Source organism: Enterovibrio makurazakiensis (assembly GCF_050336585.1).
GTDB classification, from domain to species: Bacteria; Pseudomonadota; Gammaproteobacteria; order Enterobacterales; family Vibrionaceae; genus Enterovibrio; species Enterovibrio gelatinilyticus.
This window is the reverse complement of the sequence record NZ_JAKJSE010000006.1, coordinates 201,892-228,361: the sequence shown is the minus strand read 5'-3', so window position 1 is coordinate 228,361 and position 26,470 is coordinate 201,892. Positions and strand designations below refer to the sequence as shown.

Sequence of the window (26,470 nt, the reverse complement as noted above, 5' to 3'; positions counted from 1 at the left end):
ATGGTGTGACTAACTCGTTAATGAAAATGGGACGATCAATAGATCAAGTGGCGGGATTCTACCGAAATTAATGGCTACTCGCTATCTTCTGTTGCGGCATTTATCACCGCCGCACTTGGAATAGCACTGCCAAGGACACGTACAAGTGTCGGTGTCGAACGCGTATCCTGTTCAAGCTTCCGCGAAAAGTGGCGTGCTACAGCCACACCTAATGCGCCTGCGAGCAGCGACAACAAAATGACAATGCCTTCACCCAATGACAATAATGTTGCCAAAAATTGGCCTGACAGTGCGCCTGCAATCGCAAAAAATAACGGCAGAATATAAACCAGCAGCGCCGATGTGAGGACGGTTTGCTCTTCGAGGCCAATCTCAATCACACTGCCAACAGCAACTGCTTGTGATGATGGCACTCTAATATCGAGCACCTTCCCCGGAAGAGCGTTGCTGACAATGCCCGTACCGCAATGACTTTTCGACGCACAGCTACCACAACTTGTTTTTTGCTGGCAACGCACCATCAGATAGCCGTCACCATTGCCTGTCACTTCAGCCAGCGCTTTTATCATTGCGTGGGTGTCTCAATAGCGGGCGAAGACGGCGATTCAGTGGCTGGCGATAGCTTCACAGACTCTGCGACCTTCTTTGCCGTTGCCGGAGGAATATCTCCCACCACGGTGATTTCAGCATTACCAACAACACGGCTATGAAGCGTGCGACTGCCTTTACGAACTAACTGCTCTCTCACCGACATCTTATCGGCTTCAGAGAGATACACAGAAAAGCTAAACAATCCATCGCTGAACATTTGGCTTTCCACTGGACGCTCAGTAATAAGCAATCGATGGCGGTTTTGATAAATCGGCGTAAAACCTTCTGGCAAACCCGTGACCTGCCATTTTAGTTGGGCGCTCGTCTGTCTAGGCACTTGCACGACGGGTGGCAACTCCAACAACGCCAATTGCCCCATTGCTTCGCTGATTTGAGGAGAAAGCGCTAGGGACAAGGCGCGATATTGCTCAATGGGGTCGCCATCGCGATCCAAAAGATCAGCACGTACTAACAGCTTGCTGTTTTGGTCAATCCACAATACGTAAGAATAACGCTCACCGTCTTTAGGAGAGACGCGCACCACATCGCTCGCCACACCTGCCTCTCTAGCTCGGCCTAGTGGCACGAAATCATACAAGGTGGCTAAGTGCGCGATATCAGTCTGCATAATGGCCGGAAGCGGCGCAATCATTTGACTACTTTCAATCGTGAAAGGATCAGTACCTGGTTCGAAGTAACTCACTTCATTACCACGGCGAATCACTTCTCTTGGCGGCCCCGCCAGATAAGCAATGTGACCAAAAGATTCCCCGTCTACGACTGCGTGACGGAAACGAAGAGGTTCGATGCTATTTTTACGCACCAAAATGTAGGATATTTCGTAGTTCTGTTGCTCCGTGGCTTGGCTCATCTGATGCAGCAATGCCTCGGCGGGGTTCTGTTCCGTCGAGGCATTGGCGGCCAAGCTAACCAGTGCAACCACACCGATAAGGAATGGTTTAATCAATCTTATTTGCTCATGTCAGGTGATAGCAAAACGCCTTGGTCGATTTCATCAGCATTGAGCCGCAGCTGCAACTCATAATCTTGGAACATCGCATTCACGCGACGACGTTGCTCCATCAACAATGCTTCAGACGGGTTACCTTGCACCGAGTTTCTACTCAAGCTAACAGGCTCAGCAGAGCCACTCAACGGAATAGTTTGCAACACGGGTGGCTGACTACTCGCAAACGTCGTGTTGGCATCAAAACCACCGTTGTACTGCTGAACACCCACAATCACAACAAGGGATACGGCGGCAGCCATACCAACTTGCGTCAACTGTTGCAGCCAAGAAGGCATTGATGATCTCGCCACTTTTGGCGTAGGCTGAGACTCACGCAATGGCACAACATCAGGTTGCGACGCAGCCGTTTGCAAACCATAAGTTGGTTCGTTGTCCAACGCTGCAGCGACACTGGCGGCAATATCCCAACTTGGATTCTTAGGCGCATCTCCACGCATTACATCACGAGTAACGGCAAAGCTCTTCCATGCTTCTTGCGACGATGGATCATTTTCTAGCGCATCAATTAGCGCCTGATCTATCTCGTTACCATCAAACAATGCGGAAAGGTTTTCTTTTTCAGCCATTTATTTCACCGTTTTAAACAGAAATACTGTTATTGGTTCATGAGTGGACGAACACGTTTGTCTACCGCTTCCCTGGCACGGAAAATACGCGAGCGTACCGTTCCTACCGGGCAGTCCATTACCTCTGCGATCTCTTCATAACTCAAGCCGTCGATTTCACGCAGGGTAATCGCCGTTTTCAGATCGTCAGGCAAGGCATCAATCGTGCTAAATACCACCTGCTTCAACTGTTCAGACAACATAAGGTTCTCAGGGTTCGAAATTTCTTTCAATGCGCCACCATTTTCATAATTTTCTGCTTCTTCAGCATCAATATCACTGGATGGCGGGCGTCGCCCCTGAGCCACTAAATAATTTTTCGCGGTATTCACTGCGATGCGGTACAACCACGTATAAAAGGCACTTTCACCTCGAAAGCCGGGCAAAGCACGATAGGCTTTAATAAAGGCTTCTTGAGCGACATCTGGGACATCACCGCTATTGTTAACATAGCGAGCAATCAGGTTGCTTACCTTATGCTGATATTTGATGACCAACAGATTAAATGCCTGTTTATCGCCGTTTTGTACTCGCTCTATTAGGGCTTGATCAGTTAACTGCTCGCTCATTCGAGCGCCTTCTCCTTATTATTGATACCAATATGCTTATTGATGTGCTCATACTATCGGCACACATTGTCACTGTATAAAATCAGTAAACCGTCAGCATTTGGTATTTCTTTTCGCTCGTTGTCACTTTGCTGTCACTACATGGAAAAATGACACGTCGTAAAGAGTGAGCAAAGTGTATGAGTAACACCGTAAAATAAAGTTCCCTAAAATAGTGGGATTCATCTCGTGATCCGATCCCGATCGCAAAGTCTATCAGATTGCACGACTACTCTGTAATCAATGAGCACTAGCTTATCACGGTCATCAAGAGCATACCGTCGACTCAGTAAGCATTCTACGGCTTGTAAGATTAGTGTAAACTCACTAAACCACCTGAATATCTCGTTGTTTCAAATGAAAGCAGGCGGATTTAAGCGGCTTCATTTGAGAGAAAGGAATACATAATCAATGAGCAATCACCCCGAACATATCTGTGACGTACTGGTTATTGGCAGTGGTGCAGCGGGTTTATCACTAGCACTGCATTTGGCACCCACGCAAAAAGTGATGGTACTGAGCAAAGGACCTCGCAGTGAAGGGGCAACCTATTACGCGCAAGGTGGTATTGCCGCCGTTTTTGACGAAAACGATTCTGTTGAATCCCACGTTGAAGATACACAGATTGCCGGCGATGGCCTTTGTGACGAAAGCATCGTCCATTTTATTGCAGAGAATGCCAAAGAGTGCGTTCAATGGCTGATTGATGGCGGCGTTCCTTTTGATCGCGAAGAAAACAGCAATAGTGATGAACCTAAGTTTCACCTCACTCGAGAAGGTGGACACAGCCACCGACGCATTTTGCATGCGGCTGATGCAACAGGTATGGCGGTGCAAACCTCGCTGCAAGAAAACGTGATGCTTCATCCTAATATTTCAGTGCTTGAGCGCCACAATGCTCTTGACCTCATCACGCGTAAAAAGATTGGTATTTCAGGCGGAAATCGTGTGCTTGGGGCATACATTTGGAACCGTGACAGAGAAGCCGTTGAAACCGTTCGAGCCAAATTTGTCGTGCTCGCCACGGGTGGTGCGTCCAAGGTATACCAATATACGTCCAACCCTGATGTTTCTTCCGGTGATGGCATTGCGATGGCGTGGCGTGCAGGATGTCGGGTAGCCAATCTTGAATTTAACCAGTTTCACCCGACCTGTTTATTCCACCCAGAAGCCAGAAACTTCCTGATCACCGAAGCACTTCGCGGCGAAGGGGCTTATTTGCGCAGACCAGACGGTTCACGCTTTATGCTCGACTTTGACGAACGCGCCGAGCTAGCGCCACGCGATGTTGTCGCTCGTGCTATCGATTACGAAATGAAGCGCCTTGGCGCAGATTGCATGTATATCGACATCAGCCATAAAGACTCGGAATTTGTGATGAAACACTTCCCGACAATTTATGAAAAGCTGCTGACCTATGGTTTTGATTTAACTAAAGATGCCATTCCTATTGTACCTGCCGCGCACTATACCTGCGGTGGCGTGATGGTTGATCTAAATGGTCAAACTGACCTTGAAGGTCTCTATGCAATAGGAGAAGTAAGTTATACCGGCTTGCACGGTGCGAATCGCATGGCGTCCAACTCCTTACTCGAATGTGTCGTGTATGCATGGGCAGCAGCAATGCATATTGGTGATAATGCCGCATCGGCAGAAATCCCCCCACCGCTACCACATTGGGATGACAGCCAAGTGTGCTGTTCAGATGAAGAAGTCGTTATTCAGCATAACTGGCACGAACTGCGCCTCTTTATGTGGGATTACGTCGGCATCGTTCGCTCAACCAAGCGCCTTGAACGCGCATTGCGACGCATTGAATTACTCAAGCAAGAAACCAATGAGTACTACAGTAATTTCCGTGTATCTAACAACTTGTTAGAACTGCGTAATTTGCTGCAAGTTGCAGAGCTCATGGTACGCTGCGCGATGGCGAGAAAAGAAAGCCGCGGCCTACATTACACTATCGATTACCCCAACAAACAGGAAGATAGCGGCCCGACCATTCTGGTTCCCGACTTTCCATGTTGAACACGTTATTCGTGTCGTAAAAAAGCCCTCTTCATGAGGGCTTTTTCATATTTGCTATTTGTTCACGCAAGATACTATGAACGGAACGCCGCAATGGCTGTTTCTAGCTCCTTGCTTTGCTCTGATACGCGAGCTGCTGCGCGTGCATTCTCACTGGTTGATGCTGTGTTAGCTGAAGTAATGTCCTGAATCGAATGAACGTTCAAGTTCACCTCTTTGGCAACCATGCTTTGCTCTTCTATCGCTGCAGCGATCTGTGTGCTCATGTCCATGATCTGCTGCATATCGATAATGATGTTATCCAGCTCTCCAGCCGCTTCTTCAACATACGAGACAGATTGCTCACTGTCATGCTGACACGATGTGATTCGTTCAACCACTTGGTTTGTTTGCTGCTGCAAAGACCCAATCATGGTCGCGATTTCATCTGTCGACTTATGTGTGCGTGTTGCCAATGTGCGGACTTCGTCGGCTACCACAGCAAAACCACGCCCTTGTTCGCCCGCTCTCGCCGCTTCAATGGCGGCATTCAATGCCAACAAATTGGTTTGCTCAGAGATATCTTTGATGACATCAACCACGCTACCAATTTGCTGAGACAGAGACACCAAGCTATGTATGTCACTGTTAGCTACACCTAAACCTTCCGACAAGGTAACAATCGCGCTGCGCGTTGCTTGAACCGTTTGATGGCCTTTTTGCGCGCGCAACAGGCTTTGGTCAGCATTAGCGGCGGCAGCTTCCGTGTTAGATGCAATTTCACGGATCGTCGCTTCCATCTCGTTAACTGCGGTGGCTGCCATTTCTGCTTCTGAGTGCTGCTTATCAAGCGCCACTTCTGCATGGTTACTGCGCTCTTGCACATCTGAAGCCGTGGCGTTCAAGGTCGTGATAGACATCTTCACGCCCGCAATCAACGTCTGGCAATGTTCGAGCACCATGTTGAAATCAGTGGCGACGACCGCAATTTCATCGTCACCTTCTGTTCGGGCACGCAATGTAAGGTCACGTTCAACAGCAACTTGCTCCATGGTGCTTGTCAGTGTTTTCAATCGACGCTGAATGTCACGATTGAGCCAAATGCTAATGGCAATCAGTAGCAGAGACACAATGACAAGGGCCAGCCCTGTCATCACGATCAGCGCTTCGGTTGATGACTTTAGCTCGTCTTGCAACTGGACGCGCATGGCATCAAAATCAACTTCAACTTGGTGCGTGTGCTCTCGAATATTTCCTAGCAAGCCAGATTTATGGTCCAACCCCACAATGCGCTTTAATTGCAGGTAACGTTCTACTAGCGATTTTTGCTTATCCAATAGAGGGGAGTTTACACGAGAGGAAATATCAGACCAATTTGCTGAGAACTCATCGAATCGTGTCGTCGAAGTATCTGCCACCAATAATCGAACCAGAGTAATCAAATGCTCAACTTCAGCGTTACCCGACTGTTGCTCAAGCAACGCACTGTTCGTCGCAGTTAGCTCTCCCCACGTACCAGACTCGCGGTTCAATCCCAAATCACGATAACCGTTTGCCAATTTAACAAAGCCACTATGGTAATTTGTCATGGCATTTCTCACTTCGCCAATTTGTGGCAATGCCAAATCCAGCGCATTCGCCTCTTGCTCCAATTGAGAAAGTAGCCCTTCAAACTGAGAAACGTTTCCTTCAAACGTATCAACATATTTGTCATCTAGCCGTGCAAGAAAATCTTTTTCATTACGGCGTAAGTTGAGCAGACCAACTTCCAAGTCCCCTACCAGTGTTAGCTTGGTTTTAAGATCGACCATTCTTTCGGACGCTTGGAAACTGACTAGGCCAAATAAGACCAAAGACACCGCGGAAAAAGCAGTCAATGCGTACAACTTGGTTCTGATTTTCATGTCATCCTTCCCTTAAAATTCATGGGTGCCGTAATTGATAGCAGGTAAGACAAATAACGACTTAAACCCTTATCGGCGGAACTAATGAATGGTTTAGGGATGATGTACGCTAAACTGTAAAAATATGAGACATCGATCAGCTTTTAAGCGAAACACTGACTCGACTGATGTGACGAAAAACATCGTGAGGAACCGCGTCGCAGGTTATTGGCAAACGAAGCCGATGATCAGAAGTCCGTAGATCAAGCACAATCAAATAACGAGACAGTATGGCAATGCGAGCGACGTGATAGGACTGACCGTGATAGAGACAATGACCGCTACTATGTAACTGAAGGTCACCTTCGAATGCAGCAAAACTGGCTAGGCGTCGGTGAGTTTCTGAGAGAAGAAGCGAGAGAAGCAGTGCACTCAGCTCCAGCGGCACGGCTGTAGATACAAAAAGCATGACCGCAGGAATAACATAGAGGCAAACAAGTCCCCAGCGCAACCAGTGAGAGCGCTGGAGTCGAGAATTAACGCAATTTGCTGCGGTTATGTGCAATGATTTTATCCGTCATCGCTGACAGTGCCGGTGCTTCACTGCGAGTGTGTCCCATTAACCAAGAGAACAGATCAGGGTCATCACATTCCAAAAGCGCGACAAAATCTAATTTTTCTTGCTCGGTCAGATCATCAAAGCACTCTTCGAAGAAGGGCATAATGATCACATCCAACTCCAACATGCCACGACGGCACGCCCATTTGATCCGCGGTTTATCTTCAGCGGTCAGCATGATTACCTCATTTAACACCAAATATATCTGCACAGATAGTAACAGTGCCCCGTCTATGGTGCTATTACTGCTGATGTAAGGGTGTTGACCTTGTGATCTAGATAACTCACCCATACATAAAGGGTTATACCCAAACAACCTCACAGTGCTTGTTTGGGTATAATGCTGACATTCACGACAGACAGCATTACCATAACGAATCCGTTCTATTAGCGAGAGACACCATGACAACTTGGTACCAAACGCACACATTTTCCAAACTTCCACTTTCTTCAGACAGTGCGCTACCAGCATTGTCAGTGATCGCGCTTGACCATATTGCACTTATCACCGCAGTAGGCGCCGACACCATCAGTTACTTACAGGGCCAGTTAACCTGCGATTTGGTGTCACTAGACAAGACGCAATCAACACTGGCTGCTCATTGTGACGCAAAAGGGAAAGTTTGGTCAGCCATGCGTCTTTTCCATCATCGAGATGGCATTGCCTATACCCAACCTGCATCCATCGCAGAAAAGCAGCTGGCTGAAATAAAAAAGTACGCCGTGTTTTCAAAGCTGACGTTTTCGCTCAGTGAACAAGTATTGCTGGGTGTTGTAGGTGACAAAGCCGATAACGCCATGCAATCGCGCTTTTTAGGCGAAGGGGATGTGCGCCCAACGCAAACAGGCACCGCCGTGAGAATCGAAACAAACCGCTGGTTGCTAGCCGTGGATGCGGAAGAAGCTGATAGCATCATTAGTGAAATGGGTGAACGTGCCGTACTCAGTGACAGCAGCTTATGGGACCTTTGCGAGCTTCGCAGTGCGATACCTTCTATTGCTGACGTCACCACCAACGAATTCATTCCCCAAGCACTTAACCTTCAAGCCCTAGACGGTATTAGCTTCAAAAAAGGCTGCTATACCGGCCAAGAAACCGTGGCTCGCGCCAAGTATCGAGGCATCAACAAACGCGCATCGTACTTGCTACAGGGCGAGGCGGAACAAGCACCCAAGGCGGGTGATGTGTTCGACCGCAGTGTTGGCCAGAACTGGCGTACCGGTGGCACCGTGCTATCGGGATATCGTTTTGATGACGGACAAGCACTCGCCTTGGTTGTGTTACCGAATAACTTGGACGAAGACAGCCAGTTCCGTCTTCCTGAAACAGAGGCTTTATGGCAGAAAGTTGCCCTGCCTTACAGTGTTGAAGATGATGCTTGATCTGAATACCCCCATCATTGCGGTGCTTCGCGATAGCAACATCTCGCACCGTATTTTGCCGCATGACCGTGCGGCAACAACGATATTAGATGCCGCCGAACAACGCGGCGTCGACCCGAGGCAATTGGTCAAATCGATGCTTCTTAAAGATATGGGAGGTCAATATGCGCTGGCTTGCCTTCCAGGCACTGCATCAGTTGACCCGAAGAAAGTGCGTGCGCTACTGGGCTGCCGTCGTATGACGTGTGTCGACAGCGCGCATGTTCAGAGCATTACTGGCTACTCTCCAGGCATGATCACGCCTATCGCCGTATTAGGCGCTATGCCGATTGTCTTCGACCCAGCCCTAAGTGACTTCGAGCACATTAATATCAGCAGCGGCACACCCTTAGCAGGGGTCGAGCTTGCGTATGAAGATCTCGTTGCACTTTGCCAACCCGTCATCGCAGATATTTCTCGCGATGCGCAACCTAACGCAGAGTAGTCCAATTGAACTGGCGAGGGATTGACTTAAACCTGCTTGTGGCTTTTTCCGCATTAATGGAGACGCGCAGCGTCACTCGCGCAGCCAATAAGTTATCCATTGGCCAATCTGCAATGAGCCATAACCTGTCTCGCCTTCGTACTTTGCTCGATGACCCCTTGTTTCATCGTCAAGGGCACGAAATGCGACCCACCAGTCGAGCCCTTGAGCTCGATCCGGTGATCAGCCAATTGTTAGAGACCATCACTCACGAAGTACTTTCTCCCGCAGCCTTCGAGCCAGAGAATTACCTAGGAACGGTGAGAATTGGTCTAACTGACTATGCTGAATTAGTTTTCGCTCCTGCCCTGTTTGATGTGTTCCGCCAACAAGCCCCTTATTGTCAGTTGAGTTGTCGCCCTGTTGATCGCGTCAACTATCGGGAGGCATTGAAAGCAGATAGCGTCGACGTGGTGCTAGGCGCCGTTGAACCCCAAGAGCCTGCGCTCGAAATGGAAGACCTCTACACAGAAAAGCATGTCTGCTTGTATGATCCTCTAGCAACCGGTATTACTCAGCCATTAACGCTGCAAGACTACATTGCGTCGCCCCATGCGCTCGTCACGGTAGATGGGCAACTCAGTAGTCCTGTTGATGACACGCTTAAAGCGTTGGGCTGTGACCGCCAGGTGGTGATGGGTTCTCAACGTTTTCTGACCGTTCGCCATTTGCTATCAGGACGCCACCTGATTTGTACGGTGGCAGAGCTGATGGCAAAACTAGACATGTTCAACACCACGCTGGCAATAAGCCCAACACCCGTGAATGTCAGTAATTTTGTCATCCGTCAGATTTGGCACAAGAAACACGCCAGCAGCGCCAAGAACCAATGGATCCGACAAACCATTCACCAAACTGTTCGCCAGCAAGTACAAAATTTACGTGCCAGATAATGGGGCGATATGTCCAGTTATCTAGAATGTGACCTACCCCAGATTCATTAGATTGAACCGCATTTTATTAAGCCAAGTGTCTTAGCTGTCACATTGTGGTCATGCTTGCGTCGTTATAATCCCGTCCGCCAAATTTCCAGAGTTTATCGCTGGAAAAAGGATGTTGGCTAGCCGTGTCGAGAGGCACAACAATAAAAATGAAAAGGAACTGCGAATGCGGATGTTTAATCGATATGTCCCCACCCTCATTGCTAAACACGTCTACCGTTTGTTTACCGGACGCATTTACATTGATGGTCGTGGAAATTTCGACTTTCATCAGGGAATGGTGCAGGCGCAATCAAATGCGGACTTTGAGCATTATCGTACCGTAAAAGAAATTAATGCCGAGATCCGTCGCTTGAAAGAACAGCACTAATACTGCCCTAAAATTCTCATGCTACTTGCTCAGCAAGAGTGAAGAGATAACGGGATTATTGCTTCAAACACTTCGCTTGATCAAAAACACCGCGCCTTACGCGGTGTTTTTTTATGTCTAACATTTGTCCTACCCACCAATGTGGTCAGTACCGAATGTCCAATTACTCTTCTTCTTCCAACGTTTCTTGGTATGCGGCAGCGTCGAGTAACTCATCAAGCTCTGTGGCATCACTAATTCGAATTTGGAACAACCAGCCATCACCATAAGCATCAGTGTTGACGTATTCTGGTGAACCGTCCAGGTCTTCATTGATAGCGACAATTTCACCGGTCAGCGGAGAATATATGTCTGAAGCTGCTTTAACAGATTCAGCCACGGCGCAATCGTCTCCGGCATCAACCGTGTCACCCACATCAGGTAGGTCAACAAAGACCATATCACCTAACATCGCCTGCGCATGATCAGATATACCCACGGTATATACGCCATCACCTTCAGGTCTTACCCACTCATGGGAAGCAGCAAATTTTAATTCAGATGGGATGTCACTCATAAATCAGCTTCCTTCTAGAAATTTTGTGCGACCAATCGTCAGTCACTTAAAATGCACATAGCGTCAGATACGCAAGTTAGGAAAGCCTTCACCTAATCGCAAGTAAAATCACCTTACAAAAAGCAATTGTTTTAACTCGATCAATCCTTACCTCGACATTCACGTATCAGCAGGCAGTAGAAACTAAACCTGCGACAAACAAAAACGCCAATGGCGATCCTCTCAACCATTGGCGTTTTGTTCAACTAACAGCGGTTAGTCGCTAGTTTTTTGCACGTGTACATCCATTTGTGGGAATGGAATCTCAATACCCTCTTCATCCAACCCTTCTTTGATGGCTTGCAGCAAATCAAAGTAAACACCCCAATAGTCGCCAGTGCGAACCCAAGGACGTACCACAAAATTAACCGAAGAGTCAGCAAGCGCCACGACACCAATGGTTGGTTCTGGCTCAGCCAGCAAGCGAGGCTCTGCTGCCAATACGCGTGCCAATACCTCTTTCGTTTTTTTCAAATCTGCGCTGTACGACACGCCAATTTCAAAATCAATACGACGCGTGTCATGACGAGAGTAGTTGGTGATTGGGCTTGAGATAACGCCACCATTTGGCACGACAATCATTTTATTGTCTGGTGTTTTCAATACCGTTGAGAAGATTTGAATTGAATCAACTGAACCCGCAACACCGCCGATTTCCACATAGTCGCCTGATTTGAACGGACGAAACGCAACGATCAATACACCTGCAGCAAAGTTAGACAGTGAACCTTGCAACGCCAAGCCAACAGCCAAGCCCGCGGCACCAATAACAGCAACAACAGAAGCCGTTTGGACACCTAACTTACCGAGTGCAGCAATAAGAACAATCACGAACAATAAATAACGCACAAAAGTATGTACAAATTCGACAACCGCATTGTCGAGATCCTTTTTGCGCATTACCTTTGCGACACCACCAGCAACTTTTTTAACGACCCAGTTACCGATGATGATGATAGCGAGTGCAGAAATAATATTAACTGCGTATTGAAGCAGGAGATCTTGGTTGTCTGTAAACCAGCTCACTGCGCCTTGCGTTGCGTCTTCCATTTGCAATGTCCTTGATAGATTTATGTACGTAAATAGTCCTGAGATACGTCTGGTAGTAATCGCACCCCAATCACCTTATTAAGTCTCACAGGTGAAAATCAGAAGTGAGTTTACAGTTTAAGCGGCATTGAAGAGTGTCTCAAACTTAAAACAATGGAGCTGATCTTTTTGTGACTCATCTATGCCATAGATAGTAAAAAGCCCCGCATATTTGCAGGGCTTTATTCAACAATCCAAGCGATTAAACCGCTTCAGCAACTGGCTTTTTTTCAGCGTCGGCTTTTGCTTTCGCTTCAGCAGCCGCTGCGTGGTAATGCACATCCATTTGTGGGAATGGAATTTCAATACCCGCTTCGTCTAGACCTTCTTTGATGGCTTGCATCAAATCGAAGTACGTTGCCCAGTAGTCCGCAGTGTTTACCCAAGGGCGAACAACAAAGTTCACGGAAGAGTCCATCAATGCATGCACACCGATCGTTGGCTCAGGATCTTGCAGAACACGCGGGTCTGCTTTAACAACACGCGTTAGCACTTCTTTGGTCTTTTTAAGATCGGCCTTGTAAGACACGCCGATAACGAAATCAATGCGGCGTGTTTCATGGCGTGAGTAGTTCGTGATTGGGCTAGAAATCACGGTGCCATTCGGTACAACAACCATTTTGTTGTCTGGCGTAGTCAAGATGGTTGAGAAGATTTGAATCGACGCAACCGAACCCGAGACACCACCCACTTCGACGTGGTCGCCAGATTTAAACGGACGGAACGTAACAATCAATACACCTGCAGCAAAGTTCGATAGCGAGCCTTGTAGCGCTAAACCAATAGCAAGACCTGCCGCACCGATAACCGCAACGATAGACGCAGTTTCAACGCCAACGCGGCCTAGAGCGGCAATCAGTACAATGGTAAACATCACGTAGCGAACCAAGTTTTCGATAAAATCGACAACCGTTTGGTCCAATTCACGCTTTTTAAGAACAACGGCTACAGAGCCAGCGACTTTCTTAACAACCCAATTACCCACAAGCATAATCATGATTGCGGTAATAATATTCACGCCATACTGAATCATCAGTTCATGGTTTGACGCCAACCAACTCATTGCTTCATTTGCTGTTTCTTCTACAGCTTGAATCGCATTTTGCTCAGTCATCTCTTTCTCTCATCTTAAGATCACACAAGCCAACCCCTCCTGTCGTTTCCAACAATCAGAATTGGCCTGGTTACATGACTAAATTTCAGCCACAAAAAAACCCGCTAAATTTAGCGGGTTTTGAGAGATTTGTAATCCGTTTTTTTAAAAAACGAACTTACAGAACGTCAATTGCGTTCAGGTCAGCAAATGCTTTCTCAAGACGAGTAACCATAGAAGCCTGACCAGCACGTAGCCATACGCGTGGGTCGTAGTACTTCTTGTTAGGCGCAGCTTCGCCAGTTGGGTTACCGATTTGACCTTGTAGGTAATCAAAGTTATCAGCAGAGTAAGTGCGGATACCGTCCCACGTTGCCCACTGAGTATCAGTATCGATGTTCATTTTGATAACACCGTAACCGATAGACTCTTGGATTTCTGCTTCAGAAGAACCAGAACCACCGTGGAATACGAAGTTCAGAGCGTTAGATGCAATACCGAATTTCTCTGCACAGTACGCTTGTGAGTCACGTAGGATAGTTGGAGTCAGTACAACGTTACCTGCTTGGTAAACACCGTGTACGTTACCGAAAGATGCTGCGATAGTGAAACGTGGGCTGATTGCGCTCAGTTTCTCGTATGCGTATGCAACGTCTTCTGGAGAAGTGTATAGCTCAGACGCGTCCATGTGAGAGTTGTCTACGCCGTCTTCTTCACCACCAGTACAACCTAGTTCGATTTCTAGCGTCATACCCATCTTTTCCATGCGCGCTAGGTATGCAGAACAGATTTCGATGTTTTCTTCTAGAGACTCTTCAGAAAGGTCGATCATGTGAGAAGAGAACAGAGGCTTACCCGTTTCAGCAAAGTGTGCTTCACCAGCGTCTAGTAGGCCGTCGATCCAAGGAAGAAGTTTCTTCGCAGCGTGGTCAGTGTGCAGGATAACTGGAACACCGTAAGCAGCAGCTACAGCGTGAACGTATTTAGCACCAGCAACAGCACCAAGGATTTGTGCACCTTGGCCTTCTAGCTTAACGCCTTTACCAGCAAAGAAGCCTGCACCGCCGTTAGAGAACTGAACAACAACTGGCGCTTTAACTTTAGAAGCAGCTTCTAGAACACCGTTGATTGAATCTGTGTTTACTACGTTTACCGCTGGAAGAGCGAACTTGTTCTCTTTAGCAATTTCAAACACTTTCTGTACGTCGTCACCAGAGATAACGCCAGGTTTTACAAAATCAAAAATCTTAGACATGACAATAGTCCTATTTACTCTGTAGTCTTTGAATGAATCAGTACCAAGCTGGCTATATCCCAACCAACTCAGCTAAATCGGCAAACGTTTGCGATCAGCGCTGCGCATTGTACCCAAACGTCTCACCAAACACATTAATTTTTGTCTTTGGTGTATGCATTTCCGCACGCAATTTTGGGTGAGAAACACATAAAAAAACGGAGGCTATCAACCTCCGTTTCATCAATTACGCTTTAGCGCGTGCTTCTAGCATTTCAACAGCTGGAAGTACTTTACCTTCAACGAACTCAAGGAAAGCGCCACCGCCAGTAGAGATGTAAGAAACATCAGCTTTGATACCGAACTTGTCGATAGCTGCTAGTGTGTCGCCACCACCTGCTACAGAGAAACCTGCAGACTCAGCGATTGCTTTAGAAATGCCTGCAGTACCGGCTTCAAAGTTCTTGAATTCGAATACGCCAACTGGACCATTCCAAAGGATAGTTTTCGCTGCACCGATGATTTCAGCAAGTGCTGCAGTTGATTGAGGACCAAGGTCGAAAATCATGTCGTCATCTTGAACGTCAGCAACGTTTTTGATTTCAGCTTCTGCGTTTTCATCGAATGCTTTTGCACATGCAACGTCAGTTGCTACTGGAATCGCACACTCTTTCATTAGCTTCTTAGCAGTGTCTACTAGGTCAGCTTCGTACAGTGATTTGCCCACGTTGTGGCCTTCAGCTGCGATGAAGGTGTTTGCGATACCACCGCCAACAACCAATTGGTCAGCGATTTTAGATAGAGACTCAAGAACAGTTAGCTTGGTAGAAACTTTAGAACCACCAACGATAGCAACCAATGGACGCTCTGGGTTGTCCATTGCTTTGCCAAGAGCTTCAAGCTCAGCCGCTAGAAGTGGACCCGCACATGCGATTGGTGCGAATACGCCTACGCCGTAAGTAGACGCTTGAGCGCGGTGAGCAGTACCGAATGCATCCATCACGAATACGTCACACAATGCAGCGTATTGCTTAGACAGTTCGTCTTCGTTCTTTTTCTCGCCTTTGTTAAAGCGAACGTTTTCTAGAACCACTAGCTCACCCGCGTTCAGCTCTAGGCCGTTCAGGTAGTCTTTTGCTAGTTTAACGTCGCAATCAAGCGCGTCGTTTAGGTAGTTAACAACTGGTTGTAGAGAGAACTCTTCCGCGTACTCGCCTTCGGTTGGACGACCAAGGTGAGAAGTTACCATCACTTTTGCGCCAGCTTCTAGGCAAGTTTTGATGGTTGGGATTGACGCTAGGATACGCGCGTCAGAAGTTACTTTGCCGTCTTTTACTGGTACGTTCAAATCGGCACGGATAAATACACGTTTGCCAGCCAAGTCCAGATCGGTCATTTTAATTACAGACATTTTCGTCCTCTCTATAAAGTTGCAAAAATTAATAAATTTGCTTTAGCTCTTACGAAGTAAAAGCCGTGACTCAAGCCTTCGAGCCACTGGAAACTGCGTCCATGGCTAACGCGGTATCTAGCATCCGGTTAGCAAACCCCCACTCGTTATCGCACCACACCAGCATTTTCACCAAATTGTGGTTACTCACTCGTGTTTGCGAGCCATCGACAATGGCACTGTGAGGGTCATGGTTAAAGTCAATTGAGACTAATGGTGCCTCGGTATAATCGACGATGCCACTCAATGTACACCGAGCTGCCTCTTCGAGTGATTGATTTACGTCATTAACTTTCACTTTTGTGTTAACTGTGACGCTTAAATCCATCGCTGTGACATTTATGGTAGGAACTCTAACTGAAATTGCTTCAAATTTGTCAGAAAATTTCGGAAATATTCTTCCAATTCCTAAATGTAATTTGGTGTCGACAGGAATAATAGACTGACTGGCAGCACGTGTGCGTCGCAAATCTGGGTGATATGCATCAATCACCTGCTGATCGTTCATGGAAGAGTGGATTGTTGTGATCGTGCCGGATTCAATACCGAACTTCTCATCCAGTACTTTTATTACCGGAACAATACAGTTAGTGGTACATGAACCGTTCGACACGATGAGGTCAGATGTTCTTAAAGTGTCTTCATTTACACCAAAGATAATCGTGTTATCGAGATCGTTGCTGCCAGGGTGGGAAAACAGCACTTTCTTTGCGCCCGCATCAATATGTGCTTGGCCATGTTCACGGTTACCGAAAACGCCTGTGCAATCGAGCACGATATCAATATCTAGATCTCGCCAAGGAAGCAGTTCGATGTCAGCAAGGTGTAGAAGGCGAATGGAATCATAATCACCGTCTTCATGATGAACGTAGAGGTGTTCCTGATTATTGGTGATTTTTTTCTGGAATCGCCCATGACTGGTGTCATATTGCAGAAGATGAGCCATCGCATCGGGCTGTGCAAGTTCATTCACCGCCACCACTTTAATGTGTTGGCTCTTTCCGCTTTCGTAAACGGCACGCAAAACATTGCGACCGATACGCCCAAATCCATTGATCGCTACCTTAAGCATCGCACCCTGTGTCCTAACACGAATTTATTGTTCTAGATATTACATGATACGGATCACAATCGCATCCGTAGAATCATATCTGTTAGAAGCAAGCGCTTTCATCGACATTACCTCGTCATACCAAATAGTTCCTGCTCTAGAATCCAAACACAATGCAGGCGTGCTCCATCTTTTTTAAGCAAAAAAAAACCGAGCCAGCTGGCTCGGTTCTCATTGTCACTGTCTTGCTATTACGCGAGAAGTTCTTTCGCCGTTTCAACCACATTTTCAACGGTGAAACCGAACATCTTGAACAGCTCGCCCGCTGGTGCAGATTCGCCAAAGGTGTGCATACCGATGATACGACCGTCGAAGCCAACGTACTTGTACCAGAAGTCAGCAATACCCGCTTCAATTGCAACACGAGCAGTCACGTCTGAAGGCAATACAGATTCACGGTACGCCGCATCTTGTTGGTCGTAAACGTCAGTGGCAGGCATAGACACAACACGAACCTGTGTGCCGTTAGCCGCTAATTGTTCAGCAGCTTCAACTGCCAGTTCCACTTCAGAACCTGTCGCGATCAAAATTAGATCTGGCTTGCCTGCACAATCTTTCAGAACGTAGCCGCCCTTCGCGATGTCAGCTACTTGCTCAGCAGAACGATCTTGCTGTGCCAAGTTTTGACGCGAGAAAATCAGTGATGTTGGGCCATCTCTACGTTCAATAGCCAGTTTCCACGCAACCGCAGATTCCACTTGGTCACACGGACGCCATGTGCTCATGTTCGGCGTTAGGCGTAGAGATGCGATTTGCTCAACCGGTTGGTGTGTTGGGCCATCTTCACCCAAACCAATAGAATCATGGGTGTACACTTGGATGTTCTGAATTTTCATCAGTGCAGCCATGCGCATTGCGTTACGTGCGTATTCCATGAACATCAGGAATGTTGCACCGTAAGGCACGAAACCGCCGTGAAGTGCGATACCGTTGATGATCGCCGTCATACCGAACTCACGCACACCGTAGTGGATGTAGTTGCCTGATGCGTCGTCAGCCGTCACGGCTTTCGAACCCGACCACATGGTCAGGTTTGAAGGCGCAAGATCAGCAGAGCCGCCCATGAATTCAGGGAGCATCGCACCAAACGCTTCTAGCGCGTTTTGAGATGCTTTACGTGATGCAATGTTCGCAGGGTTAGCTTGCAGATCAGCAATGATTGCGTTTGCCTTTGCTTCCCATTCTGCTGGCAAGTCACCGTTTACGCGGCGCTTGAATTCAGCAGCCAGTTCAGGATAAGCCGCTTCATACGCAGCAAACTTTTCATTCCAAGACGCCTCTTTTGCCGCACCCGCTTCTTTAGCATCCCATGCGCCATAAACGTCAGCAGGGATGTCAAACGGGCCGTGTTCCCAGCCGAGTTGTTGACGGGTCGCTGCGATTTCATCTGCGCCTAGTGGTGCGCCGTGACAATCGTGGGTGCCCGCTTTGTTTGGTGAACCGAAACCGATCACGGTTTTGGTACAAATCAGGGTAGGACGACCTGTTTCTGCTTTTGCCGCTTCAATAGCGGCATTAATTGCGTCAGCATCGTGACCATCAACAGCAGGAATAACATGCCAGCCGTAAGCTTCAAAACGCTGAGGTGTATTGTCAGTGAACCAGCCTTCAACATGACCATCGATAGAAATACCGTTGTCATCCCAGAATGCAACCAGCTTGCCTAAACCTAGCGTACCCGCCAGTGAACAGGCTTCATGAGAAATACCTTCCATTAGACAACCGTCACCCAAGAACACGAAAGTGTTGTGGTCAACGACGTCGTGGCCTTCACGGTTAAATTGCGCCGCCAGAGATTTCTCTGCCATTGCCATACCAACAGCGTTGGTAATGCCTTGGCCTAGCGGGCCAGTGGTGGTTTCAATGCCTGGTGCATAACCGTATTCAGGGTGACCTGGGGTTTTTGAATGCAGTTGGCGGAAGTTTTTCAGATCATCAATCGACAGATCGTAACCAGTGAGGTGAAGCAGAGAGTAAATCAGCATTGAACCGTGGCCGTTAGACAAGATGAAACGGTCGCGGTCAGCCCATTCAGGGTTTTGCGGGTTGTGGTTCATGTGGTCTCGCCACAGTACTTCGGCGATATCAGCCATGCCCATAGGGGCGCCCGGGTGACCAGAGTTGGCTTGTTGTACACCGTCCATGCTTAGTGCACGAATCGCATTTGCTAAAACCTTGCGGGAAGACATGTCTGCTCCTGAGATCAATAGACGTTTTGTTTTATATGCAAACAGGTGCAACACTCAATATTGAGAGAGGCCTGATCGCAGAACTTGGCGGGGTCGTATTGTCGCAAGACTGCCGTTCGTCTGCAAACGATTTACATGGCTGATATATCGGCTTTCTTAGGATTTGAACGCGAAAGAAACGTTTAGATTCGACATCTTGCGACACGGAACGCAATCGTTTTCTATTTACACAGACAAATTGCATGGTTGATTTCTTATCGCCCATGCGTAGAATAGACGTCCAGATGGTAAAACATCTAACCATTTAAACGTATATCAACCTATATCCAGTTAAATATTTATTTTAAGGAACGCGACATGGCCAAACACCTGTTTACTTCAGAATCGGTTTCGGAAGGTCACCCAGACAAAATTGCTGACCAGATTTCAGATGCCGTACTTGATGCGATTTTGGAGCAGGACCCTAAAGCCCGCGTTGCTTGTGAAACTTACGTGAAAACCGGCATGGTCATGGTGGGTGGTGAGATCACTACCTCTGCTTGGGTTGATATCGAAGAACTGACGCGTCAAACCGTTCGTGAAATCGGCTATGTTCACTCAGACATGGGCTTCGATGCTGATTCTTGTGCCGTATTGAACACCATTGGTAAGCAATCGCCTGACATCAACCAAGGTGTTGACCGCGCAGACCCGAAAGAACAGGGCGCAGGCGACCAAGGCATCATGTTCGGTTACGCATGTAACGAAACTGACGTGTTAATGCCAGCACCGATTACTTACTCTCACCTTCTTGTTAAGAAACAAGCAGAAGTGCGTAAGAGCGGTAAGCTAGATTTCCTTCGCCCAGATGCGAAATCACAAGTTACATTCCAATACGACCAAGGCAAAATTGTTGGTATCGACGCGGTTGTTCTTTCTACCCAACACTGTGATTCAGTGACCACTGAGCACCTACGTGAAGCGGTAATGGAAGAAATCATCAAGCCAGTACTGCCTTCAGAATGGCTGAACAAAGAAACCAAATTCTTCATCAATCCAACGGGTCGTTTCGTTATCGGTGGCCCAATGGGTGACTGTGGTTTGACGGGTCGTAAGATCATCGTTGATACCTACGGCGGCGCAGCGCGTCACGGCGGTGGTGCGTTCTCTGGTAAAGATCCATCAAAAGTTGACCGTTCAGCGGCATACGCAGCACGCTATGTAGCAAAGAATATCGTTGCTGCTGGTCTAGCAGATCGCTGTGAAATCCAATTGTCTTACGCAATTGGTGTTGCTGATCCGACGTCTATCATGGTTGAAACCTTTGGTACTCAGAAAGTATCTGAAGAAATCATCATCGAAGCGGTACGTCAGCACTTTGACCTTCGCCCATACGGCCTACAAGAAATGCTGGATCTGCTGCAACCTATCTACAAGAAGACAGCAGCATACGGTCACTTCGGTCGTGAAGAATTCCCTTGGGAAAAAACCGACAAAGTGGCAGCACTGCGCGACTTCGCTAACATCAAGTAATCGCTACCACGCAGCGCCACAGATTAAGAAAAGGGAAGCTTCGGCTTCCTTTTTTTCATGCCAATCTTTACCCTAGCCGCTGTCACCATTTTACTTTGCCAAAGCGATGAACGAACTCCACTACCGTATTACCCGACGCGTAAGCGAATGCATCTATCATGCGAATCAGATCCTCAATGTAGATTTTTCGGTGCCAGCTATTCGTTTTGATATTCGGGGAAAAACGGCAGGAATGGCGCTGCTTCAGCGCTGGCAACTTCGCTTTAATCCCGTATTACTAGCAGAAAACCCAGAAGCATTTATTAACGAAGTCGTTCCCCATGAAGTCAGCCATTTAATCGTGTTTGCACGATTCGGACGTGTTCGCCCGCACGGTAAAGAGTGGCAGGCTGTTATGTCTCAGGTATTTGATGTTCAACCTAAAACCACGCACAGCTTTGACATCAAATCCGTGGAAGGCAAAACCTTTCCTTATCAATGCCAGTGTGACGTCATCCCTTTGTCTGTGCGCCGCCACAACAAGGTGCAACGCCAGCAAGTGCAGTACATGTGCCGCCGCTGTAAACAGCCTCTGGTGTGGAAACCTTCTACACCCTAACGCGAATGCGTTAACGACCATTTCTCTCAATTAACAAGTTTTTCAATTAACACTATTTTAGTGAGATTTAACTCGCATACATCTGCAATAATCAAAGTACTTAATTCCAAAAAGACTTTGTTTCATGATGAAAAAGTATCTCTTGCTGCTTTCTGCGTTGTTGATATCGCCACTGGCGATGTCTGCTCCTGAGCATCCACAATCCTTTTCGAAAGCCAAACGCATCGCGCAAAAAATCTATCAGGATTACCCCACCTCTTTTTACTGTGGCTGTGACATTGAGTGGAAAGGGAAGAAGGGCGTACCGCAGTTAGATGAATGTGGTTACCAAGTGCGTAAGCAATTAAAACGCGCTAGCCGCATTGAATGGGAACATGTCGTTCCCGCTTGGCAGTTCGGCCACCAGCGCCAATGCTGGCAAGACGGCGGACGCAAGAATTGCGGCAGAACCGACCCGGCCTTCCGTTTAATGGAAGCGGATCTGCACAATCTGGTCCCTGCTATTGGCGAAGTGAACGGCGACCGCTCTAACTATCGTTTCTCACAATGGAACGGAGACAAAGGCGCATTTTACGGACAATGCGACATGAAGGTCGATTTCAAACAGCGTGCAGTCGATCCACCCGCGCAAAGCCGTGGCGCAATTGCACGTATCTACCAGTACATGAATCAACAGTATGATTTTCGTTTAGCGTCAGCGCAGAAAAAGCTCATGAATGCATGGGATAAAACCTACCCTGTGACGGATTGGGAATGTGAGCGTGACCGTCGTATTGCCCTCAACCAAGGGAATCACAACCCTTTCGTGAAAGCAGCATGCGAAAAAGCAGGTCTATAAAGGCAACCTAGCTGAACGGAAAGACAAACCAAAACCTCACCAATACTACAGCCAATGAGCAGTAGCATGCTAAACTGCTGCTCATTATTTCCAAGACCAAAACCACCATGCGTATCCCAAGAATTTTCCATCCTGAATTGCTGCCTAACAGCGGCCGTGTCGCACTCGATGATGATGCGGCGAATCATGTTGGCCGTGTATTGCGTATGCAAGTTGGACAAGACGTCCTGCTCTTTGATGGCAGTGGCGCTGAATTTCCGGCCGTGATTTGTGACGTATCGAAAAAGAACGTCAATGTCGATATCACTGAACGTGTCGAGCGCAGCATTGAATCGCCATTAGACCTGCACCTTGGTCAAGTTATCAGTCGCGGCGACAAAATGGAGTTCACCATTCAAAAGTCTGTCGAGCTTGGTGTGAATGTGATTACACCGCTGATTTCCGAACGATGTGGTGTCAAACTCAACGCCGAGCGCTTCGACAAAAAATTACAGCAATGGCAGAAGATTGCGATTGCTGCTTGCGAGCAATCTGGCCGAAACATCGTCCCAGAAATCCGCCCTGTGATGGCGCTGGATGCCTGGAGTCAGGAAGCGTTTGATGGGTTAAAGCTAAACCTTCACCCTCGCGCCAAATATTCCATCAATACCCTGCCACAGCCGGTCAATCGCGTGCGCTTATTGATTGGCCCTGAAGGCGGTTTGTCGGCTGAAGAAATTGAAAAGACCCGCGAGCACGGGTTTGAAGAAACACTTTTGGGACCGCGAGTACTGCGCACGGAAACCGCAGCATTAACCGCAATTACGGCATTGCAGGTTCGCTTTGGTGACCTTGGTTAAACACACCTTGGATAACGGCGACGAACTTGCCAGATAAGGAAGACAGAATGATCAAACTGGGTATCGTGATGGACCCAATTGAGTCCATCAACATCAAGAAAGATTCTTCTTTTGCCATGATGCTAGAAGCACAAGCGCGTGGCTGGGAAATTCACTACATGCAGATGAATGACTTGTCGCTGGAGCAAGGCAAAGCCCTTGCTCGCACTAAGATCATCAGCGTAGAACAAAACCCTGAGAAGTGGTTTGACGTAAAAAGCGAACAAGAGATCGCATTGGCCGATCTTGATGCCGTTTTGATGCGTAAAGATCCACCGTTCGACACAGAATACATCTACGCGACCTACATTCTGGAGCGCGCCGAAGTGGAAGGCTGTTTGATCGTTAACAAACCGCAAAGTCTGCGCGATTGTAACGAAAAACTGTTCACCGCTTGGTTCCCAGAGCACACGCCCATCACCTTAGTGACACGTCGTGATGACCAAATTAAAGCGTTCCATGAAAAACACGGTGATGTGATTTTGAAGCCACTTGATGGCATGGGCGGTTCATCCATCTTCCGGGTGAAGAAGGGCGATCCTAACCTGTCAGTGATCATCGAAACCCTAACCAGCCTTGGCACTAACTACTGCATGGCGCAGACGTTCGTTCCAGACATCAGCAATGGCGACAAACGCATTTTGGTGGTCGATGGCGAGCCAATGCCATACTGCTTGGCGCGTATTCCAGCCAAAGGCGAAACACGCGGTAACCTTGCCGCTGGTGGTCGCGGTGAAGCGCGTCCATTGAGTGATACTGACTGGGCCATCGCCCGTGCGGTTGCACCAACGCTGAAAGAGAAAGGCCTGATCTTCGTAGGGCTGGATATCATAGGCGACAAACTGACAGAAATTAATGTCACGAGTCCAACCTGTATCCGTGAAATTGAAGCCGCTTTCGACATCAACATCAGTGGTAAATTGATGGATGCGATTGAAGCGCGTCTGCAAAAGTAACCGTACACCGCCTTGTGCAGTTTCCTCTGCACGAGGCTGACTTTCTTTCGCTTACCGCTCATACTGAACGTAGGCACTCTGCAAAGTTAGCACCTGCCGTTCATTACGCACTTATAAAACAAGCAGCTTTTTTGAAGCAAGCAGCTTTTTTGAAGCAAGCACCTTTTTTGAAACAAGCACCTTTGCGCCAACGCAACTTAGTAGTGGAAGGGCATCATGAATTTTAAAAACCATTTTCTTGTCGCGATGCCTAGCATGGCAGACGACCGTTTTAAGCACAGTGTCATCTATATGTGCGAGCACAATGAAGACGGCGCGATGGGGCTTGTGATAAACCAGCCTATTAATATTTCTGTTGCAAACATGCTGGAGCAAATCGAAGTCGCTCGTGATCATCATGTCACTCAACCATTGAGCCTCGATCAACCCGTGTTGTTTGGTGGCCCCGTGTCGGAAGACCGTGGTTTTGTGCTTCACAAAAACAGGCAGACGTTTGGATCCAGCATCCAGCTATCAGACGCACTGACCGTGACGACATCAAAAGATATTCTGAGCATCTTAGGCACGAATGACGAACCAGAGCAGTTCATTGTTGCTCTCGGTTATTCCGGCTGGGATGCGGGTCAATTAGAAAAAGAATTGGCCGAAAACAGTTGGCTCACCATTGAAGCCGACCCTTCCGTGATTTTTGATACACCAATCAATGAACGTTGGGAAACCGCGTTGAAGCATTTGGGCATCAGTGCGCTCAATCTATCGTCCGATATTGGACACGCATAAGAGACATCCCATGAGTAACATCCAAACCGTGCTGGGTTTTGACTACGGCACAAAAAGTATTGGCACCGCCATCGGGCAAGCCATCACAGGTACGGCAACGCCGCTTAAAGCGCTCAAAGCCAAAGACGGTATCCCGAGCTGGGATGCTATCGAAGCCATTTTGAAAGAATGGAAACCAGACGTGGTGGTGGTTGGGTTACCCCTAGACTTACAAGGCGGCGAACTGGAAACCATCACCCCGCGCGCGCGTAAGTTTGCGAATCGTCTTAAAGGGCGATTTGGTGTTAACGTCGAACTGCACGATGAGCGACTCACCACCACAGAGGCGCGTTCATCACTGTTTGAACAAGGCGGTTATCGTGCACTAGGAAAAGGCAATATTGACTGCCAATCCGCCGTCATCATTGTCGAAAGTTGGTTTGAACATCAATACAGCTAAAAAAAGCGCCAATGGCGCTTTTTTTATTTCGTTATCGTCCTTCAATACTGACATCTGCCAGCGATAAAGAACCGTCAGATTGCTCTGCCATTTTCATCATCAGCTTCAATTCATTGCGTGAATCAGCATGATGCAGCGCTTCTTCTTGAGACACCTTACCGGCCTGATACAGCGCAAACAGTGATTGGTCGAAGGTACACATACCCGCGTTTTCACCTCGGCTAATGCTGGCCTTCAATTCATGCAACTCTCCGCGACGAATAAGATCCGATACATGCGATGTGTTTAGCAGCAATTCATAAGCGCCATGACGCCCGACTCCACTAATATCTGGCACCAATTGTTGGGCAAGTACACCACGAAGGTTCAGCGACAAATCAAACAAGAACTGCTCACGGCGCTCTTTCGGCACCAAATGCAACACACGCTCTAGCGCTTGGTTCGCGTTGTTAGCGTGAAGGGTTGCGATACACAGATGCCCTGTTTCAGCAAACTGCATCGCGTACTCCATGGTTTCTCGGGTACGAATTTCACCAATCATGATCATGTCTGGTGCCTGACGCAGCGAGTTTTTCAGCGCCACGTCATAGCTTTCGGTATCAATACCGATCTCACGTTGGGTCACAATGCACTTATTGTGTGGGTGAATAAACTCAATAGGGTCCTCAACCGTCAGAATGTGCCCACTGCGGTGGGTATTTCGAAAACCCACCATCGCTGCCATCGACGTCGATTTCCCCGACCCCGTTGCCCCAACAATCAACACCAAACCACGTTTGGCAATCGACAAATCCTGAATAACATCCGGTAAACCCAATGAGTGGATATCAGGAATATTTGTTTCGATACGACGCATGACCATGCCCGGTAAATCTCGTTGCCAGAAAGCACTGACACGAAAACGGCCCGTCTCTGTCACCAACGCAAAATTGGCTTCCCGCTCTGTGATGAACTTCTGGTAAGTGTCTGCGTCCATGGCTTGTTTAATCAGCCCATTAACGCCAGCCTCATCCAATTTATCGCCCACTGGCTTCAAACTGCCATCAACACGAAGCATGCAAGATGCCCCAACCGTGATGTAACAATCCGACGCACGTCGCGTGAGCATTTCATCGAGCAATTCAAAGAGCGGTGCTTTTGCTGTCATC

The 26,470-nt window shown here is 47.9% G+C and carries 27 protein-coding genes; 12 read left to right on the top strand and 15 right to left on the bottom strand.

Annotated elements, in window-relative coordinates:
- Window positions 1-74: 74 nt before the first annotated feature.
- The 4 genes from L4D06_RS04645 to rpoE are packed head-to-tail and all read right to left on the bottom strand — an operon-like array spanning window position 75 to window position 2,795.
- Window positions 75-569 (bottom strand): SoxR reducing system RseC family protein, encoded by a 495-nt coding sequence (locus L4D06_RS04645; RefSeq protein ID WP_429737986.1) that lies wholly within the window; start codon window positions 567-569, stop codon window positions 75-77.
- Window positions 566-1,555: a sigma-E factor regulatory protein RseB gene (gene rseB, locus L4D06_RS04640; RefSeq protein ID WP_429738016.1), complete on the bottom strand. Its 990-nt coding sequence runs from the start codon at window positions 1,553-1,555 to the stop codon at window positions 566-568. The genes L4D06_RS04645 and rseB overlap by 4 nt, the downstream gene beginning before the upstream one ends.
- 5 nt (window positions 1,556-1,560) lie before the next feature.
- Window positions 1,561-2,187 (bottom strand): RseA family anti-sigma factor, encoded by a 627-nt coding sequence (locus L4D06_RS04635; protein WP_274162827.1) that lies wholly within the window; start codon window positions 2,185-2,187, stop codon window positions 1,561-1,563.
- A gap of 29 nt (window positions 2,188-2,216) precedes the next feature.
- The gene (gene rpoE, locus L4D06_RS04630) at window positions 2,217-2,795 is read right to left on the bottom strand and encodes an RNA polymerase sigma factor RpoE (protein WP_274162828.1); all 579 of its coding nucleotides are present in this window, start codon (window positions 2,793-2,795) and stop codon (window positions 2,217-2,219) included.
- A gap of 450 nt (window positions 2,796-3,245) precedes the next feature.
- Here rpoE and nadB point away from each other — a divergent pair, with 450 nt between their 5' ends.
- Window positions 3,246-4,862 (top strand): L-aspartate oxidase, encoded by a 1,617-nt coding sequence (gene nadB / locus L4D06_RS04625; protein WP_274162829.1) that lies wholly within the window; start codon window positions 3,246-3,248, stop codon window positions 4,860-4,862.
- 74 nt (window positions 4,863-4,936) lie between these two features.
- On the opposite strand, the gene L4D06_RS04620 is transcribed toward nadB, so the two are convergent.
- From L4D06_RS04620 to L4D06_RS04610, 3 genes are all read right to left on the bottom strand, one after another.
- Window positions 4,937-6,745 carry a methyl-accepting chemotaxis protein gene (locus tag L4D06_RS04620; protein WP_429737985.1) on the bottom strand — a complete coding sequence of 603 codons (1,809 nt, stop codon included), beginning with the start codon at window positions 6,743-6,745 and terminating at the stop codon, window positions 4,937-4,939.
- Window positions 6,746-6,881: 136 nt separating this feature from the next.
- Complete coding sequence (locus L4D06_RS04615; protein ID WP_429738015.1) at window positions 6,882-7,235, bottom strand: protein YgfX; 354 nt, start codon at window positions 7,233-7,235, stop codon at window positions 6,882-6,884.
- A 25-nt stretch (window positions 7,236-7,260) separates the two neighbouring features.
- Window positions 7,261-7,521, bottom strand: a complete 261-nt coding sequence (locus L4D06_RS04610) for an FAD assembly factor SdhE (protein WP_274162832.1) — start codon at window positions 7,519-7,521, stop codon at window positions 7,261-7,263.
- A gap of 224 nt (window positions 7,522-7,745) precedes the next feature.
- On the opposite strand from L4D06_RS04610, the gene ygfZ reads away from it, so the two are divergent.
- From ygfZ to L4D06_RS04590, 4 genes are all read left to right on the top strand, one after another.
- Complete coding sequence (gene ygfZ / locus L4D06_RS04605) at window positions 7,746-8,726, top strand: tRNA-modifying protein YgfZ (protein ID WP_274162833.1); 981 nt, start codon at window positions 7,746-7,748, stop codon at window positions 8,724-8,726.
- Window positions 8,716-9,210, top strand: a complete 495-nt coding sequence (locus L4D06_RS04600; RefSeq protein ID WP_274162834.1) for an aminoacyl-tRNA deacylase — start codon at window positions 8,716-8,718, stop codon at window positions 9,208-9,210. Before ygfZ ends, L4D06_RS04600 begins: the two co-directional genes overlap by 11 nt.
- Window positions 9,211-9,215: 5 nt before the next feature.
- Entirely contained in the window at window positions 9,216-10,142 is a 927-nt protein-coding gene (locus tag L4D06_RS04595) for a LysR family transcriptional regulator (protein ID WP_429737984.1), read from the top strand.
- Between the two features lie 214 nt (window positions 10,143-10,356).
- Window positions 10,357-10,560: a DUF1107 family protein gene (locus L4D06_RS04590; protein WP_429737983.1), complete on the top strand. Its 204-nt coding sequence runs from the start codon at window positions 10,357-10,359 to the stop codon at window positions 10,558-10,560.
- A gap of 163 nt (window positions 10,561-10,723) precedes the next feature.
- Here the strand turns inward: L4D06_RS04590 and gcvH are convergent, their stop codons facing one another.
- The 7 genes from gcvH to tkt all read right to left on the bottom strand — a co-directional run bounded on the left by gcvH (window position 10,724) and on the right by tkt (window position 19,321).
- Window positions 10,724-11,116 carry a glycine cleavage system protein GcvH gene (gene gcvH, locus L4D06_RS04585; protein WP_274162837.1) on the bottom strand — a complete coding sequence of 131 codons (393 nt, stop codon included), beginning with the start codon at window positions 11,114-11,116 and terminating at the stop codon, window positions 10,724-10,726.
- Between the two features lie 255 nt (window positions 11,117-11,371).
- Window positions 11,372-12,205 (bottom strand): small-conductance mechanosensitive channel MscS, encoded by an 834-nt coding sequence (mscS, locus tag L4D06_RS04580; protein WP_274162838.1) that lies wholly within the window; start codon window positions 12,203-12,205, stop codon window positions 11,372-11,374.
- A gap of 241 nt (window positions 12,206-12,446) precedes the next feature.
- Window positions 12,447-13,358 (bottom strand): small-conductance mechanosensitive channel MscS, encoded by a 912-nt coding sequence (mscS, locus tag L4D06_RS04575; RefSeq protein WP_274162839.1) that lies wholly within the window; start codon window positions 13,356-13,358, stop codon window positions 12,447-12,449.
- 157 nt (window positions 13,359-13,515) lie between these two features.
- Window positions 13,516-14,592 (bottom strand): class II fructose-bisphosphate aldolase, encoded by a 1,077-nt coding sequence (fbaA, locus tag L4D06_RS04570; RefSeq protein WP_274162840.1) that lies wholly within the window; start codon window positions 14,590-14,592, stop codon window positions 13,516-13,518.
- Between the two features lie 226 nt (window positions 14,593-14,818).
- Window positions 14,819-15,982 (bottom strand): phosphoglycerate kinase, encoded by a 1,164-nt coding sequence (locus L4D06_RS04565; RefSeq protein ID WP_429737982.1) that lies wholly within the window; start codon window positions 15,980-15,982, stop codon window positions 14,819-14,821.
- Between the two features lie 70 nt (window positions 15,983-16,052).
- Window positions 16,053-17,093: an erythrose-4-phosphate dehydrogenase gene (epd, locus tag L4D06_RS04560; RefSeq protein ID WP_429737981.1), complete on the bottom strand. Its 1,041-nt coding sequence runs from the start codon at window positions 17,091-17,093 to the stop codon at window positions 16,053-16,055.
- Between the two features lie 230 nt (window positions 17,094-17,323).
- Entirely contained in the window at window positions 17,324-19,321 is a 1,998-nt protein-coding gene (gene tkt / locus L4D06_RS04555; RefSeq protein WP_429737980.1) for a transketolase, read from the bottom strand.
- A 357-nt stretch (window positions 19,322-19,678) separates the two neighbouring features.
- Between tkt and metK the strand changes: the two genes are divergently transcribed.
- The 7 genes from metK (at window position 19,679) to ruvX (ending at window position 25,322) form a co-directional block, all read left to right on the top strand.
- The gene (metK, locus tag L4D06_RS04550) at window positions 19,679-20,833 is read left to right on the top strand and encodes a methionine adenosyltransferase (protein WP_429737979.1); all 1,155 of its coding nucleotides are present in this window, start codon (window positions 19,679-19,681) and stop codon (window positions 20,831-20,833) included.
- A 106-nt stretch (window positions 20,834-20,939) separates the two neighbouring features.
- Window positions 20,940-21,431: a SprT family zinc-dependent metalloprotease gene (locus L4D06_RS04545; RefSeq protein WP_429737978.1), complete on the top strand. Its 492-nt coding sequence runs from the start codon at window positions 20,940-20,942 to the stop codon at window positions 21,429-21,431.
- A 127-nt stretch (window positions 21,432-21,558) separates the two neighbouring features.
- Window positions 21,559-22,269 carry an endonuclease gene (locus L4D06_RS04540; RefSeq protein ID WP_429738014.1) on the top strand — a complete coding sequence of 237 codons (711 nt, stop codon included), beginning with the start codon at window positions 21,559-21,561 and terminating at the stop codon, window positions 22,267-22,269.
- Window positions 22,270-22,376: 107 nt separating this feature from the next.
- The gene (gene rsmE / locus L4D06_RS04535) at window positions 22,377-23,108 is read left to right on the top strand and encodes a 16S rRNA (uracil(1498)-N(3))-methyltransferase (protein WP_429737977.1); all 732 of its coding nucleotides are present in this window, start codon (window positions 22,377-22,379) and stop codon (window positions 23,106-23,108) included.
- 47 nt (window positions 23,109-23,155) lie between these two features.
- A complete protein-coding gene (gene gshB, locus L4D06_RS04530) occupies window positions 23,156-24,103 on the top strand; it encodes a glutathione synthase (RefSeq protein WP_028023011.1) in 948 nt (315 codons plus the stop codon).
- Between the two features lie 216 nt (window positions 24,104-24,319).
- Window positions 24,320-24,883, top strand: coding sequence for a YqgE/AlgH family protein (locus L4D06_RS04525; protein ID WP_274162847.1), 564 nt, complete (start codon window positions 24,320-24,322; stop codon window positions 24,881-24,883).
- Between the two features lie 10 nt (window positions 24,884-24,893).
- Complete coding sequence (gene ruvX, locus L4D06_RS04520) at window positions 24,894-25,322, top strand: Holliday junction resolvase RuvX (protein ID WP_274162848.1); 429 nt, start codon at window positions 24,894-24,896, stop codon at window positions 25,320-25,322.
- Between the two features lie 31 nt (window positions 25,323-25,353).
- Here the strand turns inward: ruvX and L4D06_RS04515 are convergent, their stop codons facing one another.
- A complete protein-coding gene (locus L4D06_RS04515; protein WP_274162849.1) occupies window positions 25,354-26,469 on the bottom strand; it encodes a PilT/PilU family type 4a pilus ATPase in 1,116 nt (371 codons plus the stop codon).
- Window position 26,470 lies beyond the last annotated feature (1 nt).